Genomic DNA, 16,056 nt, shown 5'->3' with positions numbered 1-16,056 from the left:
TCTGCGAAGCGCTATATGTGGATGAAAAAATATGTCTAATCTTCTCCTGGCCTCAACCTCGCCGTGGCGGCGAATGCTGCTGGAAAAACTCTCGCTGCCATTCGAATGCGCGGCGCCGGAGGTTAACGAAACGCCTCTGCCCGGCGAATCCGCCCGCCAGTTGGTTGTGCGTCTGGCGCAGGCCAAAGCCCAGGCGCTGGCATCCCGCTTCCCTCAACACCTTATTATAGGTTCCGATCAGGTTTGTGTCTTAGACGGCGACATCACCGGTAAACCGCACACTGAAGAAAATGCCTACCGACAGCTACGCAAGGCCAGCGGCACGATTGTCACTTTTTATACCGGGCTTGCGCTCTATAATTCGGCCAACGGACACCTGCAAACGGAATGCGAACCTTTCGACGTCCATTTTCGTCATTTAAGCGATCAGGAGATCGAGGCCTATATCCGTAAAGAGAACCCTCTGCAGTGTGCCGGCAGTTTTAAAAGCGAAGGCTTAGGCATCACGCTATTTGAACGACTGGAAGGACGCGACCCTAATTCGCTGGTGGGGCTACCGCTGATCGCGCTATGCCAGATGTTGCGCCGGGAAGGCTTTAACCCTCTGCTTTGCTAGCCATTAAAGAAAGCGGCGGAGTATGAATCCGCCGCTGTGGTTATTTGCTATTGCGCAAAACCTGTAAGCAGTGCTTCAGTTGGTTATCCAACGGCGCTTCAATACGCATCACTTCACCGGTGCCTGGATGAGTGAACTTCAGCGCTGCGGCATGCAAAAACAGGCGGTTTAAGCCCGTCCCTGAAAGCTGCTTGTCAAATTCGCGATCGCCATAGCGATCGTCAAAAGCGATGGGATGTCCCGCATACTGCGTGTGAACGCGAATCTGGTGCGTACGCCCGGTAACCGGGCTACAGCGCACCAGGGTGGCAAACGCGTAACGCTCTTCCACTTTAAAGCGCGTTTCGGACGGCTTACCTTCCTGACTCACGCGCACGATGCGCTCGCCGCTCTGCAGGATATTTTTCAGCAGCGGCGCTTGTACCGCCTTGGTGTGCGACTGCCACTGACCACGGACCAGCGCCAGATAATCCTTCTGCATCCCTTTCTCACGCAGCTGCTCGTGAAGCGAGCGAAGCGCCGAGCGTTTTTTTGCTACCAACAGAACGCCGGAGGTATCCCGGTCAAGACGGTGAACCAGCTCCAGGAAGCGGGCCTCGGGGCGTAGCGCCCGCAGCCCTTCAATCACGCCGAAGCTCAGACCGCTGCCGCCGTGTACCGCGGTGCCGGAAGGCTTGTTGAGCACCAGGATATGATCGTCTTCATAGAGGATCACATCCGACAACGCCGCCACCTTTTGTAGATGCGGCGAAACGGCCTCTTCTTCGCGCTCAGCGACCCGCACCGGCGGGATACGCACTTCATCGCCGTCTTCCAGTTTATATTCCGGCTTGACGCGCTTTTTGTTCACCCGCACCTCGCCTTTACGCAGGATGCGATAAATCATGCTCTTCGGTACGCCCTTAAGTTGCGTACGCAAAAAGTTGTCGATACGTTGCCCCGCTTCATCGGCGGAAATGGCAACCATTTTTACGGTTGGAGTCTCAGTTTTCATGGTCGGCGATTCTAAATAGCCGAGGGCATTAGCGCCACTCATTTTTATATGCTTATATTTATCAGTATCCGGATTTCATCGCATGCTTCATCGGCGTTTTGTTTGTTATTAGAACAATCTGTAGACGCTGGTGAAAAAACTGTGAGTAACCCGGTGATAAAAGGTAAAAGTGAACTTGCTATAACAAGGTTAGCAATGGAATAATGAAGCCGTTTTCCGTGTTGACACTTGTTAGAACAAGAAATTAGCGGAATGACCAATTTTGTCTGACCGATCATCCACGCAGCAATGGCGTAAGACGTATTGATCTTTCAGACAGTTAGCGGGCTGCGGGTTGCAGTCCTTACCGGCACAGGCTCTATAAGATTTTTGCGTGGCAGGACGGCGACGACTCCGGGACTACCGGGAGTTCATCTGAATCCTCCGATTGAGGTGAACAGGTTAAGCCATTACCCCTGCGACGTGAGAGACGATGAGAATATACGCAACATCGTTTGAGATGCGTCAAGGCTGCAAAAGAGAGAATCTTCAGTCGGTTGTACACGCAATCGATTGAAGTGAACAAGCGCGGCCAACGCGAAATCACTTAAAGGATGAAGTGTATAAATGGAATATTCTCTGGTGATACATCCCAGGCTGTTCCCCTGAATAATTGCGCTGTGTTTCCGTTTGAAACACAGGCGACCGACACTCTGCGCCTCTTAAGCGCGCGACAACCGTGAGGTTGGCGACGTGAACCAGACTCGAGGCCATCGGTTTTCACCCGGTAAGGCGTTACTCTGCCCGTAGCTTAGTCGTCAATGTAAGAATAATGAGTAAGTTACGATGAAAAGAATGTTAATCAACGCAACTCAGCAGGAAGAGTTGCGCGTCGCTCTTGTTGATGGGCAGCGCCTGTACGACCTGGATATCGAAAGCCCCGGGCACGAGCAGAAAAAAGCGAACATCTACAAAGGCAAAATCACTCGTATTGAACCTAGCCTTGAAGCCGCGTTTGTCGATTACGGCGCTGAGCGTCATGGTTTCCTCCCCCTCAAAGAAATTGCCCGCGAATACTTCCCTGCCAATTACAGCTCTCATGGTCGTCCTAACATTAAGGATGTTCTGCGTGAAGGTCAGGAAGTCATTGTTCAGATTGATAAAGAAGAGCGTGGTAATAAAGGCGCTGCGCTGACGACCTTCATCAGCCTGGCCGGCAGCTACCTGGTACTGATGCCGAATAACCCTCGCGCCGGCGGTATTTCGCGCCGTATCGAAGGTGACGATCGTACCGAGCTGAAAGAAGCGCTGGCGAGCCTTCAGTTGCCGGACGGCATGGGTCTTATCGTACGTACCGCGGGCGTCGGCAAATCCGCTGAAGCGCTGCAGTGGGATCTGAGCTTCCGCCTGAAGCACTGGGAAGCGATTCAGAAAGCCGCTGAGAGTCGCCCTGCTCCGTTCCTGATCCACCAGGAAAGTAACGTTATCGTACGTGCCTTCCGCGACTATCTGCGCCAGGACATCGGCGAAATCCTGATCGATAACCCGAAAGTGCTTGAGCTGGCGCGCCAGCATATCGCCGCCCTCGGTCGTCCGGATTTCAGCAGCAAAATCAAACTGTACACCGGTGAAATCCCGCTGTTCAGCCATTACCAGATCGAATCCCAGATTGAATCCGCGTTCCAGCGTGAAGTTCGCCTGCCTTCCGGCGGCTCTATCGTTATCGATAGCACCGAAGCGCTGACCGCTATCGACATCAACTCCGCTCGCGCGACCCGCGGCGGCGATATCGAAGAAACGGCGTTCAATACTAACCTCGAAGCGGCTGACGAAATTGCGCGCCAGCTGCGTCTGCGCGACCTTGGCGGCCTGATCGTTATCGACTTCATCGATATGACTCCGGTGCGCCACCAGCGTGCGGTTGAAAACCGCCTGCGTGAGGCCGTTCGTCAGGACCGCGCGCGTATCCAGATCAGCCACATCTCGCGCTTCGGCCTGCTGGAGATGTCCCGCCAGCGTCTGAGCCCGTCGCTGGGTGAGTCCAGCCACCACGTGTGCCCACGTTGTAGCGGCACCGGTACCGTGCGTGACAACGAATCGCTGTCGCTCTCTATCCTGCGTCTGATTGAAGAAGAAGCGCTGAAAGAGAACACCAAAGAAGTCCATGCGATCGTTCCGGTACCTATCGCTTCCTATCTGCTTAACGAAAAACGTGCCGCAGTCAGCGCGATTGAAACCCGTCAGAGCGACATTCGCGTCATCATCGTCCCGAACGATGAGATGCAAACCCCACACTACTCCGTGCTGCGCGTGCGTAAAGGCGAAGAGACCTCAACCCTGAGCTACTTGCTGCCGAAACTGCACGAAGAAGAGATGGCGATGCCGTCCGACGATGAACCAGCTGAACGCAAGCGCCGTGAAGAGCCAGCTCTTGCCGCTTTCGTGATGCCGGATGCGCCGCCAGTACCGGTACAGGAAGAAACCGCAGCCGCATCGGTCGCAGCGAAAGCCGCCGCCGCTCGAGCCGCAAAAGTAGCAACGCCTGCCCAGCCTGGCCTGCTGTCCCGTTTCTTTGGCGCTTTGAAAAACATTTTTGCTGGCGCAGAAGAAGCCAAACCGGCGGAAGTCAAGGCTGAGCAAAAAACAGAAGAGAAACCGGAACGTCAGCAAGAGCGTCGTAAACCGCGTTCTAATAATCGCCGCGATCGTAATGACCGTCGTGATAACCGCGATAATCGCGATAACCGTGACAATCGCGATAATCGCGGAGAAAACGCTGAAGGTCGCGAATCTCGTGAGGAAAACCGCCGTAATCGCCGTGAGAAACAGCCGCAGAACGCTGAACAGCGCGAATCACGTCAAACCGCTGGCAATGAGGCTGATAACAGTAAATCTCGCGATGAGCAGCAGCAACCGCGCCGTGAACGCAACCGTCGTCGGAATGATGACAAGCGCCAGGCACAGCAGGAAGCAAAATCTCAGACCCGCGAAGAACCGGTAGTTCAGCAGGAGACCGAGCAGGAAGAACGCGTTCAGAGCATGCCGCGTCGTAAGCCGCGTCAGCTGCCGCAGAAAGTCCGCTTTGAATCCGTAGAAACCGAGCAGGTTGTCGAAGCCGTTGCCGAGCAGCAGGTGGAATCCACTACGCCGCGTACCGAACTGGCAAAAGTCGATCTGCCGGCCGTCGTTGAAACTGCCGCTGAGCAGGATGAAAACGGCGACGCTCGTGAATCTAACGGTATGCCGCGTCGTTCACGTCGCTCTCCGCGCCACCTGCGCGTAAGCGGCCAACGTCGCCGTCGTTACCGCGATGAGCGTTATCCGACCCAGTCGCCGATGCCGCTGGCTATCGCCTGCGCGTCGCCTGAGCTGGCATCAGGTAAAGCGTGGATCCGTTATCCGATTGCTCGCGTGCAGGATCAGCTGCAGGAAGAGTTACCGGTGCAGGAAACCAGCAGCGTTGAGCCTATCATCACGCCAGTCGTCGCGGAGACTATCGCTCCGGTTGTCGTTGCGGAAACCGTCGCAGCTGAAACTGTCGCACCGACAGTGACCAGCGAACCGACCGCAGAAGCAAGCGTAGTTGAAGCCCCGGTTGCCGAAGAAACGGCAGTGGTTGAAGAGACTGCAGTTGTAGCAGAAACCGCTGCGCCGCAGGCAGAGGTCAGTGCGCCAGCAGAGGCCGTTGTCGAAGAAACTGAGACCACGCCAGCTCCGGTGACGGAAGAAACCGACACTGTGCAGCCAACAATTGCCGCAGAAGAAACCGCTGTTGTCGAAGAAACGACCGTTACCGCAGCTGAAGAAACCGCGCCGGTTGTTGAACCGACGCCGGTCGTCAGCGCCGCGCCAGTGGTAAAAGCGCAACCGGCAACCACCGCAACTCGCCACGCGACCGCGCCGATGACCCGCGCCCCGGCGCCGGAATACGTGCCGGAAGCGCCGCGCCAAAGCGATTGGGTTCGCCCACCGTTTGCCTTTGAGGGTAAAGGGTCCGCAGGCGGCCATAGCGCTACTCATCAGGCCACGGCGGAAGCGACTCGCCCGCAACCTGTAGAGTAACGGTGCACGACTAAAAAACCGGCCAACTGGCCGGTTTTTTATTTGTTCTCGTCCGGGCGCTGCATCCCCGCCACCTGCGGCATCACTTCGCGCATCAAATCGAGAAACTTGCGCAGCCGCGTTGGGTAATAGCGCGCCCAGGGATAAACCAGATGCACCGGCAGCGGCGAAGCCCGCCACTGCGCAAACGGCTCAATCAGCCTGCCTGCCGCAATATCCTTCTCCACCGCCCAGCTGGAAACAATTGCCGCTCCCAACCCCGCCAGAGCGGTATTACGCGCAACGTAGACGCTATCGGTACTCAGACAAGGAACGATCGGGAAACTCATCAACTGCCCGCCCACCTGATGCTGTAGTGTGACTTCATGCTGGTAAAAGGTGCTAATAGCGACCCAGGGCAGCGCGGAAAGCGCCTGCGGTTCGCCGAGTTCCGGATGGCGCGCCAATAGCTCAGGCGCAACCACCAGGCTGCGGGGAACCACAGCCAATAGTACCGAGACGGTTGACGGATCCACTTCCGCACCAACGCGGATCGCGCAATCAATATTATCGCTAAGAAAATCGACGGTTTTATCATTCAGCATCCACTCAACGGAAAGCTCAGGATAACGCTGCAGAAAGCTAACCAGCGGGCCCAGCAGCTGCTGTTGGCCAAAAGCGTGCGGCGCCCGCACCCGCAGCACGCCAACCGGCCGGTCTTCCTCGATGCGTAGATCATCTTCCAGCGCCAGCCAGCTGTCCACCAGCCGCCGCGCATGTTGATAGCAGCGCTCGCCGTCATCGGTTAGTTTCATTGCATGGGTCGTGCGCAGAATAAGCCTTGCGCCGAGTAACGTCTCCAGCGACTGCAAGCGTCGGCTAACGGTCGCCTGAGTCGTACTCATCTGCAGAGCAGCCGCCGAGAGCGAACCCGCTTCGACGATGCGAATAAACGTCCGCATCAGCTCAATCCGATCTATACGCTCTTGTTTCTTCATTTATATTTTGCCTATACGTGCTACGTATAACCGTTTTACCACTACCCTATCTTCCGCGCCAGTCCGCTTCGGGGAACAATAGCGCCAACGCATTTACGAGGGCATTACTATGACACCGCTTCCTTTATCCACCCGCCAGGCCGGCTGGGTTATATTTATTCTCGCGCTCGGCGCAGGCTTTAGCGTCGCATCCATCTACTACGCCCAGCCGCTGCTGCCATTAATCGGCGCCAACCTGCATCTCAGCGTTGAAGGAATGGGGCTAGTGCCCACGTTGACCCAGGCAGGCTATGCATTGGGAATATTATTCCTGCTGCCGCTCGGCGATCGCCACGATCGCAGAACGCTTATCCTGCTGAAAAGCGCCGTACTGGCGGCGCTGTTACTGCTCTGCAGCCTGACCGGACAACTGACCTCGCTGCTGGTCGTCAGCCTGCTGATCGGCATGGCGGCGACCATGGCGCAGGATATTGTCCCGGCAGCGGCCATTCTTGCGCCGGCGGGCAAACAGGGGAAAATGGTCGGTACGGTGATGACCGGCCTGCTACTGGGGATCCTACTTTCGCGTACCGTCAGCGGGCTGGTCGGCGCGCTATTTGGCTGGCGAGTCATGTACCAGGCTGCGGCAGTCAGTATCGCTTTCATCGGCCTGTTAATGTGGCGTGTTCTGCCGCGTTTTGAGATCCACTCTACCCTCAGCTATCCGCAGTTGATGAGGTCGATGGCCCATCTGTGGCAGCGCTATCCTGCGCTGCGCCGCGCGGCATTCGCCCAGGGCTTTTTATCTATCGCCTTTAGCGCGTTCTGGTCGACGCTGGCGGTGATGCTCGCCGAACATTACCAGATGGGTAGCGCGGTCGCCGGCGGCTTCGGTATCGCGGGCGCGGCAGGCGCCCTGGCGGCACCGCTGGCAGGCGGTCTGGCGGATAAAGTTGGCGCGGGGAGAGTCACCCAGCTCGGCGCGGCATTCGTCACCGTCTCCTTTGCCCTGATGTTGCTGCTGCCCGCCCTGCCGGTACATGGCCAACTGGCGCTGATTGCACTATCGGCTATCGGTTTTGACCTTGGTCTGCAATCAAGTCTGGTGGCGCATCAAAATCTGGTTTACAGCCTGGAGCCCCAGGCCCGCGGCAGGCTTAACGCCTTGCTGTTTACCGTGGTCTTCATCGGTATGGCTCTGGGTTCAGTGCTGGGAAGTAAACTGTACGTGCTGGCTGGCTGGAATGGCGTGGTGATTCTGGCGGTGAGCAGCGGCGCGATTGCTCTGATTATCCGCCTGCTGGAAAATGCCCGTCTACAGGCCGCTGACCGCGCCGTGAGATAAAAAACCCGCTCCGCATAGCGGAACGGGTTAATCAGGCCCGACGTAGCGATGAATTTAAATCGTGCGGCGGGCAAACTCTTTCAGGCGGAAACCGAGCAGCAGCAAGGTTGCGAAATAGGCGACTACGCCGGCCACCACCACTACCATCAGGCGCATCAGACGGAACGGCATCGTCCCCTGCGACCACTCCGGCATCAGATACATCACGCCGACGAGCGCTGCCGCCATGACCAGCACCGCGATGACCAGACGCAGCAGGAAGACGAACCACCCCGGCTGCGGGGTGAAGATTTTCTGCTTACGCAGTTGCCAGTAAAGCAGCGCGGCGTTCAGACAAGCGGCCAGACCAATAGACAGCGACAAGCCGGCATGCTTCAACGGGCCAATAAACGCCAGGTTCATCACCTGGGTCATTATCAGAGTAACAATGGCGATTTTAACCGGCGTCTTGATATCCTGGCGCGAGTAAAAGCCCGGCGCCAGCACCTTCACCACGATAAGCCCCATCAGCCCAACCGAATAAGCCACCAGCGCGCGTTGAGTCATCGCCGCATCGAAAGCGTTGAACTTACCGTACTGGAATAGCGATACCGTCAGCGGCTTAGCGAGAATGCCTAAGGCCACCGCGCTTGGCAAGGCCAGCAGGAAACACAGGCGCAGCCCCCAATCCATCAGTCGGCAGTACTCATCATGATTGCCGCTGGCGAAACTTTTTGATAGCGATGGCAACAGGATAGTCCCCAGCGCCACGCCCAACACGCCGGAGGGGAACTCCATCAGACGGTCGGCATAATACATCCAGGAGACCGAACCTGAGACCAGGAAGGAGGCGAAAATGGTATTGATAATCAGCGAAATCTGGCTGACGGAGACGCCGAGGATCGCCGGCCCCATCTGCTTAACCACGCGAATCGCCCCGGCATCTTTCAGATTAACCCGCGGCAGCACCAGCATACCGATTTTTTTCAGATGCGGCAGTTGATACGCCAGTTGCAGGATACCGCCAACCGTAACCGCCCAGGCCATCGCCAGCATTGGCGGATGAAAATAAGGTGCGGCAAACAGGGCAAAACCAATCATGCTGACGTTGAGGAAGGTCGGCGCAAAGGCGGGAACCGAGAAGCGGTTCCAGGTGTTAAGGATCGCCCCCACCAGCGATGCCAGCGAGATCAATAATATATAGGGGAAAGTGATACGCAGCAGTTGGGTGGTTAAGGCAAACTTATCCGGCGTATCGGCAAAGCCCGGTGCGGTAACGGTAATCACCCACGGCGCAGCCAGCATCCCCGCCACCGTGACCAACGCCAGAACCAGGGTCAACAGCCCGGAAACATAGGAGACGAACACCCGCGTCGCGTCTTCGCCCTGTTTGCTTTTATATTCAGCGAGGATCGGCACAAAGGCCTGAGAAAAGGCGCCTTCGGCAAAAATACGCCGCAAGAGGTTTGGCAGTTTGAAGGCCACAAAAAAGGCGTCGGTCGCCATCCCGGCGCCAAAAATACGCGCGACGATAGCATCGCGGGCGAACCCCAGTACGCGCGAGAACATGGTCATCGAGCTGACTGCCGCTAATGATTTTAATAGATTCATTACTGTCTTATTCCACAACCCATGGAGTAAAACGCCCGCAAAAGCGGGCGCTGGAAAGTGGCGATAGTCTACCGGGTTCGCAATGAATTACTACTGTCAGTTGTTACAACCAGTTATTCGCTCATCGCTTCACGCCAGAGCTTTTCCACGATCCGCTGGGCTAAGAGCGCCTGCTCACCGGCGGTTTCCGGAACCGTCTGATTTTGCACGCATTCAATGAAGTGCCGCGCGCAGCCGTCGAATCCACGCTGCTCAAGCGTCGTTTGCCAGCCGGGCGCCGGGCGCTGCAGGATACCGCTGCCCCGCTCTTCACGCCATTCGCGCATATCGCTCACCTCATACAGCCCGCCATCGGTCACCGCCTGTACCCACTCACGCTGGCTTCCGGCGCGACGATGCATGCTGGTCGTGATTTGCAGCTGCCCCGCGCTGAAGTGATGCTCGGCGTAGAGCATTTCCCCTTGAGAAGTGGTTTGCAGGACCCCGCCATTCACCCGCGCTTTATCTCCCGCCAGCCACAGCGCGGTATCGACAACATGCAGATAATCATCCAGCAGGGTGAAACGCAGCTCTTTGCCCACGCTATCGCTACGATGCTTATCCATACGCAATGACGCCGCATCGTTGAGATGCGCTTTTAATTCACGATACAGCGGCGCAAAACGGCGATTGAAACCCACCATTAACGTTAAACGCCGACGCGCCGCCAGTTCAACCAGTGATTCGGCTTCGCTGAGCTTGTCCGCCAGCGGCTTGTCCACGCAAACATGAACTCCTGCATTCAGCAGATGATGCACCACTTCATAATGTGAAGCGGTTGAGGTATGGACAAATACCGCATCACATTGCGCCGCCAGCGCATCCAGAGACTCGGCATAAGGTAGGCGCCAGGTTTCACAGATGCGTAACGCTTTCTCTTTCCCCGGCGACCAGGCGGCCTGCAGCGTCCAGCCATCGGCGGCGCCAAGCACCGGCAACCATGCCTTTTGCGCAATGCCGCCGAGCCCCACCACGCCAACGCGTAATTTTGCCGTCACAATTACTCTCCTAAGTGAGCCAGCAGTGAATCAAGACGTACTTTGAGCTCAGCCACTTCCGCCTCCAGCGCCTCGACGCGCGCCTGTAGATCGTCATTCGGCGGCGACACGGCTTCCACGACGGTAATGAGTGAATCCATGTCATCACAGAACAGGTGCATATAGCGGCTTTCGCGTTTACCCGGTTCGCGCGGAAGGCGCGCGACGTACGGGCCGTCTTCGCGACTGGCCAAATTGTCGAGCGTGCTTTCCACCTCGGCCATATCGCGGAATTCATACATCCGCTGCGCGCGGCTGCGCAGCTCGCCTGGCGTTTGCGCGCCGCGCAGCAGCAGCGTCGTGACGATGGCGACTTCCGCCGCTGTTAACTTGAGGTCGCCAAATTCGGAATTACAGAAGCGCTGTTCATATTTGGTCACTCGATTGCCAAAACCGCTTACCGTACGCAGATAGTGGCGTTTAACCAGTTCATCCAGCAAATCCTGAACATCGCTTTCCGCCAGCGACATCACCGGCTCGCGGTTGGTTTTCTGGTTACAGGCGGTGACCACCGCATTCACCGACAGCGGATATTGTTCGGGTGTGGTCACTTGCTTCTCCAGCAGGCAACCAATAATGCGCGCTTCATGCGCGGTTAGCTGATATTTCATGTTGTCTCCTTAGCGCCCCGGGGTCCAGTCAGTGGTCGTTAATGCCGTCAATACGTGATCTCGCCATTGCCCATCAATGAGGAGATAGTCCTTAGCGTAACCCTCTTTCTCGAAACCCAGTCGGGCGAGCAAGTCACCGCTGCGTTTATTGTGCGGCATATAGTTGGCCATGATGCGATGGATATGCTGCGTACGCTGCATATAGCGAATCGCCGCGGTCAGCGCTTCAAACATCAGCCCCTGCCCTTGCCACTTTTCACCAATGGAATAGCCGAGATAGCAGGCGTGGAATGAACCGCGCACTACGTTGGAGAAGTTTGCTACCCCAATAATCTCTTTCTCATCAGGATCGAGCAGCGCGAAATAGAATGCCGAACCTTGTTTATGAAATTCCGTAATCATCGACAATCGCGCCTGCCAGCCGGAGGGATAACAGTGGCTTTCATCGCGCACCGGCTCCCAGGGTTTCAGGAACCCTTTGTTTTCCGCGTAGTAATCGGCCAGACGCCAGGCGTCACGATCGTGAACCAGCCGCACCACCAGCCGGTCCGTCGTCAAACGCACCTTGGGTACGTTACTGCGATAGCCAAACATTCCTCACTCCTGTTCCCTACCCCAAACTGATATCTTTCACTATACCTTCCCTGAGTGAAGGTGTGAAAACAGCAACATACCATTTTCTGCACCATCTCCATTTTTCGATGAATAGCCTCAATCGATCTTGCTTTTTGATAAAAAAATATTGTCGCCAGTATGCTGGGAAAATAACCGGCGCACCCGCAGAATATCTAAGCTTATCTTTCTTTTTCCCTGGAGGGGAAATGTCCCGCGTATCGCAGGCAAGGAGCCTGGGTAAATATTTCCTGTTAGTCGATAACATGCTGGTTGTTCTCGGCTTTTTTGTCGTATTCCCCCTGATATCGATCCGTTTTGTCGACCAGATGGGCTGGGCGGCGCTGATGGTCGGTATTGCCCTCGGTCTGCGTCAGCTGGTGCAACAAGGTTTAGGCATCTTCGGTGGGGCGATCGCCGATCGTTTTGGCGCTAAACCGATGATCGTCACCGGGATGCTGATGCGCGCCGGCGGTTTCGCGGCGATGGCCGTCGCCCATGAGCCCTGGGTACTCTGGCTCTCGTGCATTTTGTCCGGTCTCGGCGGCACACTGTTCGACCCGCCGCGAGCGGCGCTGGTGGTCAAGCTGGTGCGCCCGCATCAACGCGGTCGCTTCTTCTCTATTCTGATGATGCAGGATAGCGCCGGCGCGGTAATCGGCGCCCTGCTAGGCAGCTGGCTATTACAGTACGATTTCCGTCTGGTATGCAGCGCGGGGGCGGCGCTTTTTATTGCCTGCGCCGCGTTTAACGCCTGGTACCTACCGGCCTGGAAACTCTCGACGGTCAAAACGCCGGTCCGCGAAGGGTTGGGGCTGGTGTTACGTGATAAGCGCTTTGTCACTTACGTGCTGACCCTGACCGGTTACTACATGCTGGCCGTACAGGTGATGCTCATGCTGCCGATTATGGTTAACGATATTGCGGGTTCTCCGGCGGCGGTCAAATGGATGTATGCCATTGAGGCGACAATTTCCCTGACCCTGCTGTACCCCATCGCCCGCTGGAGCGAAAAACGTTTTCGTCTTGAGCATCGCCTGATGGCGGGTTTACTGGTGATGACGGCGGCGATGCTGCCGATTGGCTTAACCAGCACGCTACAGCAGCTCTTTACCCTGATTTGTATCTTTTATATCGGCTCGATCATTGCCGAACCCGCGCGCGAAACGCTGGGCGCGTCACTGGCCGATGCCCGCGCTCGCGGCAGCTATATGGGTTTTAGCCGCCTTGGCCTGGCCTTCGGCGGCGCGCTGGGGTACGCCGGCGGCGGCTGGCTGTTTGATGCCGGAAAAGTGCTCAGTCAGCCTGAACTCCCGTGGTTGATGCTGGGCATTATCGGCTTTGCGACATTCATTGCATTGTGGTGGCAGTTCAGCCAGAAACGGTCGGCCTCCGGCATGCTCGAGCCGCGCATCTGACAATCAGCCAAAGTGGTCATCCTTTTTTCAGCATTTTCCGCTAGTACAAGCGGGGCTAGCAGACCATGCTGCTTTGTGTCAGGATTAGCCATGGCATGACGTTAAGGAACCCAATGAAAAAGATGTTGATCGCGGCCGCGCTGATTGTCAGCGGCCTTCTGAGCGGATGTAACCAGCTTACGCAATACTCGGTGAGCGAGCAGGAGATTAACCAGGCGCTGCAGAAACGTAATCACTTCGCCAAAGATATCGGCCTGCCTGGCGTAGCGGATGCGCATATTGAACTGCAAAACCTGACCAGCGCCATCGGTCGTGAAGAGCCTAACAAAGTGGCGCTGAGCGGAACCGCTAATCTGGATCTGAATTCGCTGTTTGGCAATCAGAAAGCGACCATCGACCTGAAGCTTAAAGCGCTGCCGGTGTTCAATAAAGAGCAAGGCGCGATTTATCTGCGTGAAATGGAAGTCGTCGATGCGAAAGTTAAGCCGGAAAAGCTCACCTCCGTGGTACAGACGCTGATCCCCTATCTGAATCAGTCGCTGCGCAGCTATTTCAACCAGCAACCGGCCTACGTTCTGCGTGAAGATGCCAGCACCGGCGAGGCCTTAGCGAAGAAATACGCTAAAGGCATTGAAGTGAAACCGGGCGAGATAATCATCCCCTTCACTGACTAAACGATAAGGGCGCTGAATATAGCGCCCTTAATTTTTTACGGAAATGAGTGCAAAGGAAAACGTTTACGCTTATCCTTAGTGCCCGGCAAAAAACAGCCCTGATGACTGAACCAATTAGCCGGAGCCTTCCATGACAGCACAACCCCAGGTATTGAAAATCCGCCGCCCTGACGACTGGCATATCCATCTTCGCGATGATGATATGTTAAAAACCGTCGTGCCTTACACCAGTGAGTTTTATGGCCGGGCGATCGTGATGCCGAATCTGGTACCGCCGGTAACGACCGTCGCTGCTGCCATTGCTTATCGCCAGCGCATCATCGATGCGATTCCCGCCGGGCATGATTTCACTCCGCTGATGACCTGCTACCTGACCGACACGCTCGACCCGGACGAACTGGAACGCGGATTCCATGAAGGCGTATTTACCGCAGCCAAACTCTACCCGGCAAACGCCACCACCAACTCCAGTCACGGCGTGACCAGCACCGATGCCATTATGCCGGTGCTGGAACGGATGGAAAAACTGGGCATGCCGCTACTGGTGCACGGCGAAGTTACCCACGCTGATATTGATATCTTCGATCGCGAAGCGCGCTTTATCGAGACGGTGATGGAACCGCTGCGCAAACGGCTGCCGGGGTTAAAAGTGGTCTTCGAACATATCACCACCAAAGATGCCGCTGAATACGTGCGCGACGGCAACGAACTGCTGGCCGCCACCATCACGCCGCAGCATCTGATGTTTAACCGCAATCATATGCTGGTTGGCGGTATTCGTCCGCATCTATACTGCCTGCCGATCCTCAAGCGCAATGTCCACCAGCAGGCGCTGCGTGAACTGGTCGCCAGCGGGTTCAGCCGCGCCTTCCTCGGCACCGACTCCGCCCCGCACGCGCGCCACCGTAAAGAGGCCAGCTGCGGCTGTGCGGGCTGTTTCAATGCCCCAACCGCGCTCGGCAGCTACGCCACCGTCTTTGAAGAGATGAACGCGCTGGCGCATTTTGAGGCTTTCTGCTCGCTGAATGGCCCGCGTTTCTACGGCCTGCCGGTGAATGAAAGCTACGTTGAACTGGTACGCGAAGAAAGCACCGTTGCCGAAAGCATCGCCCTTCCAGGCGATACGTTGGTGCCGTTCCTGGCCGGTGAAACCGTGCGTTGGACGATGAAAAAATAAAGTTTTTTGCCCCCTGTTGTAAATGCGCAAGCGTTACTGTATAAATAAACAGTATATTACCCAGGGGGCCATTATGCGCATCGAAGTGTCAATTGCCAAAACCACAGCCTTACCCAGCGGCGCGCTGGAAGCGCTGAATAACGAACTCTCTAAACGTATCGCTCAACACTACCCGGAACGTGAAAACCAGGTCACGGTACGTTATGCCGCCGGCAATAATTTGTCGGTCATCGGTGGTTTGAAAGAAGACAAAGACCGGATTAGCGAAATCCTGCAGGAAACCTGGGAAAGCGCCGACGACTGGTTTATCCACGACTAAGCCTCCGGGTTTGCTTACGCAAAATCAATTTGCTCCCTCATTGTGCTTTTTTTTGCCGGGTCGCCCCGGCTTTTTTATCTCCGCTTATAACTAAGACTTTCCTTAATATCCTGATAAATTCCTTAAAAAATAATGAGACCCAGGACGAAACTCGCGCAAAAAACCGCCAATCAGAGCAAAATTTGTCTCTAATTATTTATTTTCTCGAGTTTGTACTTAACTGCTGATATAATTAACGTGCTTCAGAAAACAAGCATTAAACCTCGAGAATTGTTGTCTTTTAACATATGAATAAGGGGTTATGATGGAAAAGAATAATGAAGTCATCCAGACCCATCCCCTCGTCGGATGGGACATCAGCACCGTTGATAGCTACGATGCGCTGATGTTGCGCCTGCACTACCAAAACCCCACGCAAGAAAGCAATAAAGAAGCAGAAATTGGCCAGACGCTATGGCTAACGACGGATGTCGCACGTCAGTTTATTTCTATTCTGGAAGCAGGAATAGCGAAGATAGAATCTGGCGATTACCAGGAAAATGAGTATCGCAGACATTAGCATCACCGATGATGTCTAAATATTCACTGAACAGGCACCTGCGGGTGCCTGAATTATTTTTCGCGCTT

14 protein-coding genes are annotated in these 16,056 nt (G+C 55.8%); 8 read left to right on the top strand and 6 right to left on the bottom strand.

Annotated elements, in window-relative coordinates; all coding sequences use genetic code 11:
- Nucleotides 1-31: 31 nt before the first annotated feature.
- Complete coding sequence (locus PGS10_RS17335; protein WP_316423300.1) at nt 32-616, top strand: Maf family protein; 585 nt, start codon at nt 32-34, stop codon at nt 614-616.
- 40 nt (nt 617-656) lie between these two features.
- Here PGS10_RS17335 and rluC read toward each other — a convergent pair whose 3' ends face one another.
- Nucleotides 657-1,610, bottom strand: a complete 954-nt coding sequence (gene rluC / locus PGS10_RS17330) for a 23S rRNA pseudouridine(955/2504/2580) synthase RluC (RefSeq protein WP_072251500.1) — start codon at nt 1,608-1,610, stop codon at nt 657-659.
- Between the two features lie 825 nt (nt 1,611-2,435).
- Between rluC and rne the strand changes: the two genes are divergently transcribed.
- Nucleotides 2,436-5,651: a ribonuclease E gene (rne, locus tag PGS10_RS17325; RefSeq protein ID WP_316423299.1), complete on the top strand. Its 3,216-nt coding sequence runs from the start codon at nt 2,436-2,438 to the stop codon at nt 5,649-5,651.
- A 38-nt stretch (nt 5,652-5,689) separates the two neighbouring features.
- Here the strand turns inward: rne and PGS10_RS17320 are convergent, their stop codons facing one another.
- A complete protein-coding gene (locus PGS10_RS17320; RefSeq protein WP_063414899.1) occupies nt 5,690-6,628 on the bottom strand; it encodes a LysR family transcriptional regulator in 939 nt (312 codons plus the stop codon).
- 109 nt (nt 6,629-6,737) lie between these two features.
- Here PGS10_RS17320 and PGS10_RS17315 point away from each other — a divergent pair, with 109 nt between their 5' ends.
- Nucleotides 6,738-7,952 carry an MFS transporter gene (locus PGS10_RS17315; RefSeq protein ID WP_047046896.1) on the top strand — a complete coding sequence of 405 codons (1,215 nt, stop codon included), beginning with the start codon at nt 6,738-6,740 and terminating at the stop codon, nt 7,950-7,952.
- A 54-nt stretch (nt 7,953-8,006) separates the two neighbouring features.
- Here the strand turns inward: PGS10_RS17315 and murJ are convergent, their stop codons facing one another.
- The 4 genes from murJ to rimJ all read right to left on the bottom strand — a co-directional run bounded on the left by murJ (nt 8,007) and on the right by rimJ (nt 11,823).
- Entirely contained in the window at nt 8,007-9,542 is a 1,536-nt protein-coding gene (murJ, locus tag PGS10_RS17310; protein WP_015367200.1) for a murein biosynthesis integral membrane protein MurJ, read from the bottom strand.
- A 113-nt stretch (nt 9,543-9,655) separates the two neighbouring features.
- Nucleotides 9,656-10,579, bottom strand: coding sequence for a Gfo/Idh/MocA family protein (locus PGS10_RS17305; RefSeq protein WP_047078743.1), 924 nt, complete (start codon nt 10,577-10,579; stop codon nt 9,656-9,658).
- A 2-nt stretch (nt 10,580-10,581) separates the two neighbouring features.
- Nucleotides 10,582-11,229, bottom strand: coding sequence for a YceH family protein (locus tag PGS10_RS17300; RefSeq protein WP_045393656.1), 648 nt, complete (start codon nt 11,227-11,229; stop codon nt 10,582-10,584).
- 9 nt (nt 11,230-11,238) lie between these two features.
- Entirely contained in the window at nt 11,239-11,823 is a 585-nt protein-coding gene (rimJ, locus tag PGS10_RS17295) for a ribosomal protein S5-alanine N-acetyltransferase (RefSeq protein ID WP_045393654.1), read from the bottom strand.
- A gap of 227 nt (nt 11,824-12,050) precedes the next feature.
- Here rimJ and mdtH point away from each other — a divergent pair, with 227 nt between their 5' ends.
- From mdtH to bssS, 5 genes are all read left to right on the top strand, one after another.
- Nucleotides 12,051-13,259, top strand: coding sequence for a multidrug efflux MFS transporter MdtH (gene mdtH, locus PGS10_RS17290; protein ID WP_045393652.1), 1,209 nt, complete (start codon nt 12,051-12,053; stop codon nt 13,257-13,259).
- A 113-nt stretch (nt 13,260-13,372) separates the two neighbouring features.
- Nucleotides 13,373-13,933: a lipoprotein gene (locus PGS10_RS17285; RefSeq protein WP_015367205.1), complete on the top strand. Its 561-nt coding sequence runs from the start codon at nt 13,373-13,375 to the stop codon at nt 13,931-13,933.
- A gap of 130 nt (nt 13,934-14,063) precedes the next feature.
- Nucleotides 14,064-15,110 carry a dihydroorotase gene (pyrC, locus tag PGS10_RS17280; protein ID WP_045393650.1) on the top strand — a complete coding sequence of 349 codons (1,047 nt, stop codon included), beginning with the start codon at nt 14,064-14,066 and terminating at the stop codon, nt 15,108-15,110.
- A gap of 73 nt (nt 15,111-15,183) precedes the next feature.
- On the top strand, nt 15,184-15,429 hold the full coding sequence (gene dinI, locus PGS10_RS17275) for a DNA damage-inducible protein I (RefSeq protein WP_045393647.1): 246 nt from the start codon (nt 15,184-15,186) through the stop codon (nt 15,427-15,429).
- Nucleotides 15,430-15,733: 304 nt separating this feature from the next.
- Entirely contained in the window at nt 15,734-15,988 is a 255-nt protein-coding gene (gene bssS / locus PGS10_RS17270) for a biofilm formation regulator BssS (protein ID WP_045393644.1), read from the top strand.
- Nucleotides 15,989-16,056: the final 68 nt, after the last annotated feature.

Origin of the sequence: Klebsiella sp. 141153, assembly GCF_032601995.1 — a bacterium.
GTDB classification, from domain to species: domain Bacteria; phylum Pseudomonadota; class Gammaproteobacteria; order Enterobacterales; family Enterobacteriaceae; genus Klebsiella; species Klebsiella aerogenes.
The sequence above is the reverse complement of the archived record's forward strand: the minus strand, read 5'-3'. Positions and strand labels throughout refer to the sequence as shown.

Bases quoted from the DNA above. Each gene is read 5' to 3' on its own strand.
- PGS10_RS17300 (WP_045393656.1), bottom strand. From the start codon at position 11,229: ATGAAATATCAGCTAACCGCGCATGAAGCGCGCATTATTGGTTGCCTG.
- murJ (WP_015367200.1), bottom strand. From the start codon at position 9,542: ATGAATCTATTAAAATCATTAGCGGCAGTCAGCTCGATGACCATGTTC.
- dinI (WP_045393647.1), top strand. From the start codon at position 15,184: ATGCGCATCGAAGTGTCAATTGCCAAAACCACAGCCTTACCCAGCGGC.
- rne (WP_316423299.1), top strand. From the start codon at position 2,436: ATGAAAAGAATGTTAATCAACGCAACTCAGCAGGAAGAGTTGCGCGTC.
- mdtH (WP_045393652.1), top strand. From the start codon at position 12,051: ATGTCCCGCGTATCGCAGGCAAGGAGCCTGGGTAAATATTTCCTGTTA.
- PGS10_RS17335 (WP_316423300.1), top strand. From the start codon at position 32: ATGTCTAATCTTCTCCTGGCCTCAACCTCGCCGTGGCGGCGAATGCTG.
- bssS (WP_045393644.1), top strand. From the start codon at position 15,734: ATGGAAAAGAATAATGAAGTCATCCAGACCCATCCCCTCGTCGGATGG.
- PGS10_RS17315 (WP_047046896.1), top strand. From the start codon at position 6,738: ATGACACCGCTTCCTTTATCCACCCGCCAGGCCGGCTGGGTTATATTT.
- rluC (WP_072251500.1), bottom strand. From the start codon at position 1,610: ATGAAAACTGAGACTCCAACCGTAAAAATGGTTGCCATTTCCGCCGAT.
- pyrC (WP_045393650.1), top strand. From the start codon at position 14,064: ATGACAGCACAACCCCAGGTATTGAAAATCCGCCGCCCTGACGACTGG.
- PGS10_RS17285 (WP_015367205.1), top strand. From the start codon at position 13,373: ATGAAAAAGATGTTGATCGCGGCCGCGCTGATTGTCAGCGGCCTTCTG.
- rimJ (WP_045393654.1), bottom strand. From the start codon at position 11,823: ATGTTTGGCTATCGCAGTAACGTACCCAAGGTGCGTTTGACGACGGAC.
- PGS10_RS17320 (WP_063414899.1), bottom strand. From the start codon at position 6,628: ATGAAGAAACAAGAGCGTATAGATCGGATTGAGCTGATGCGGACGTTT.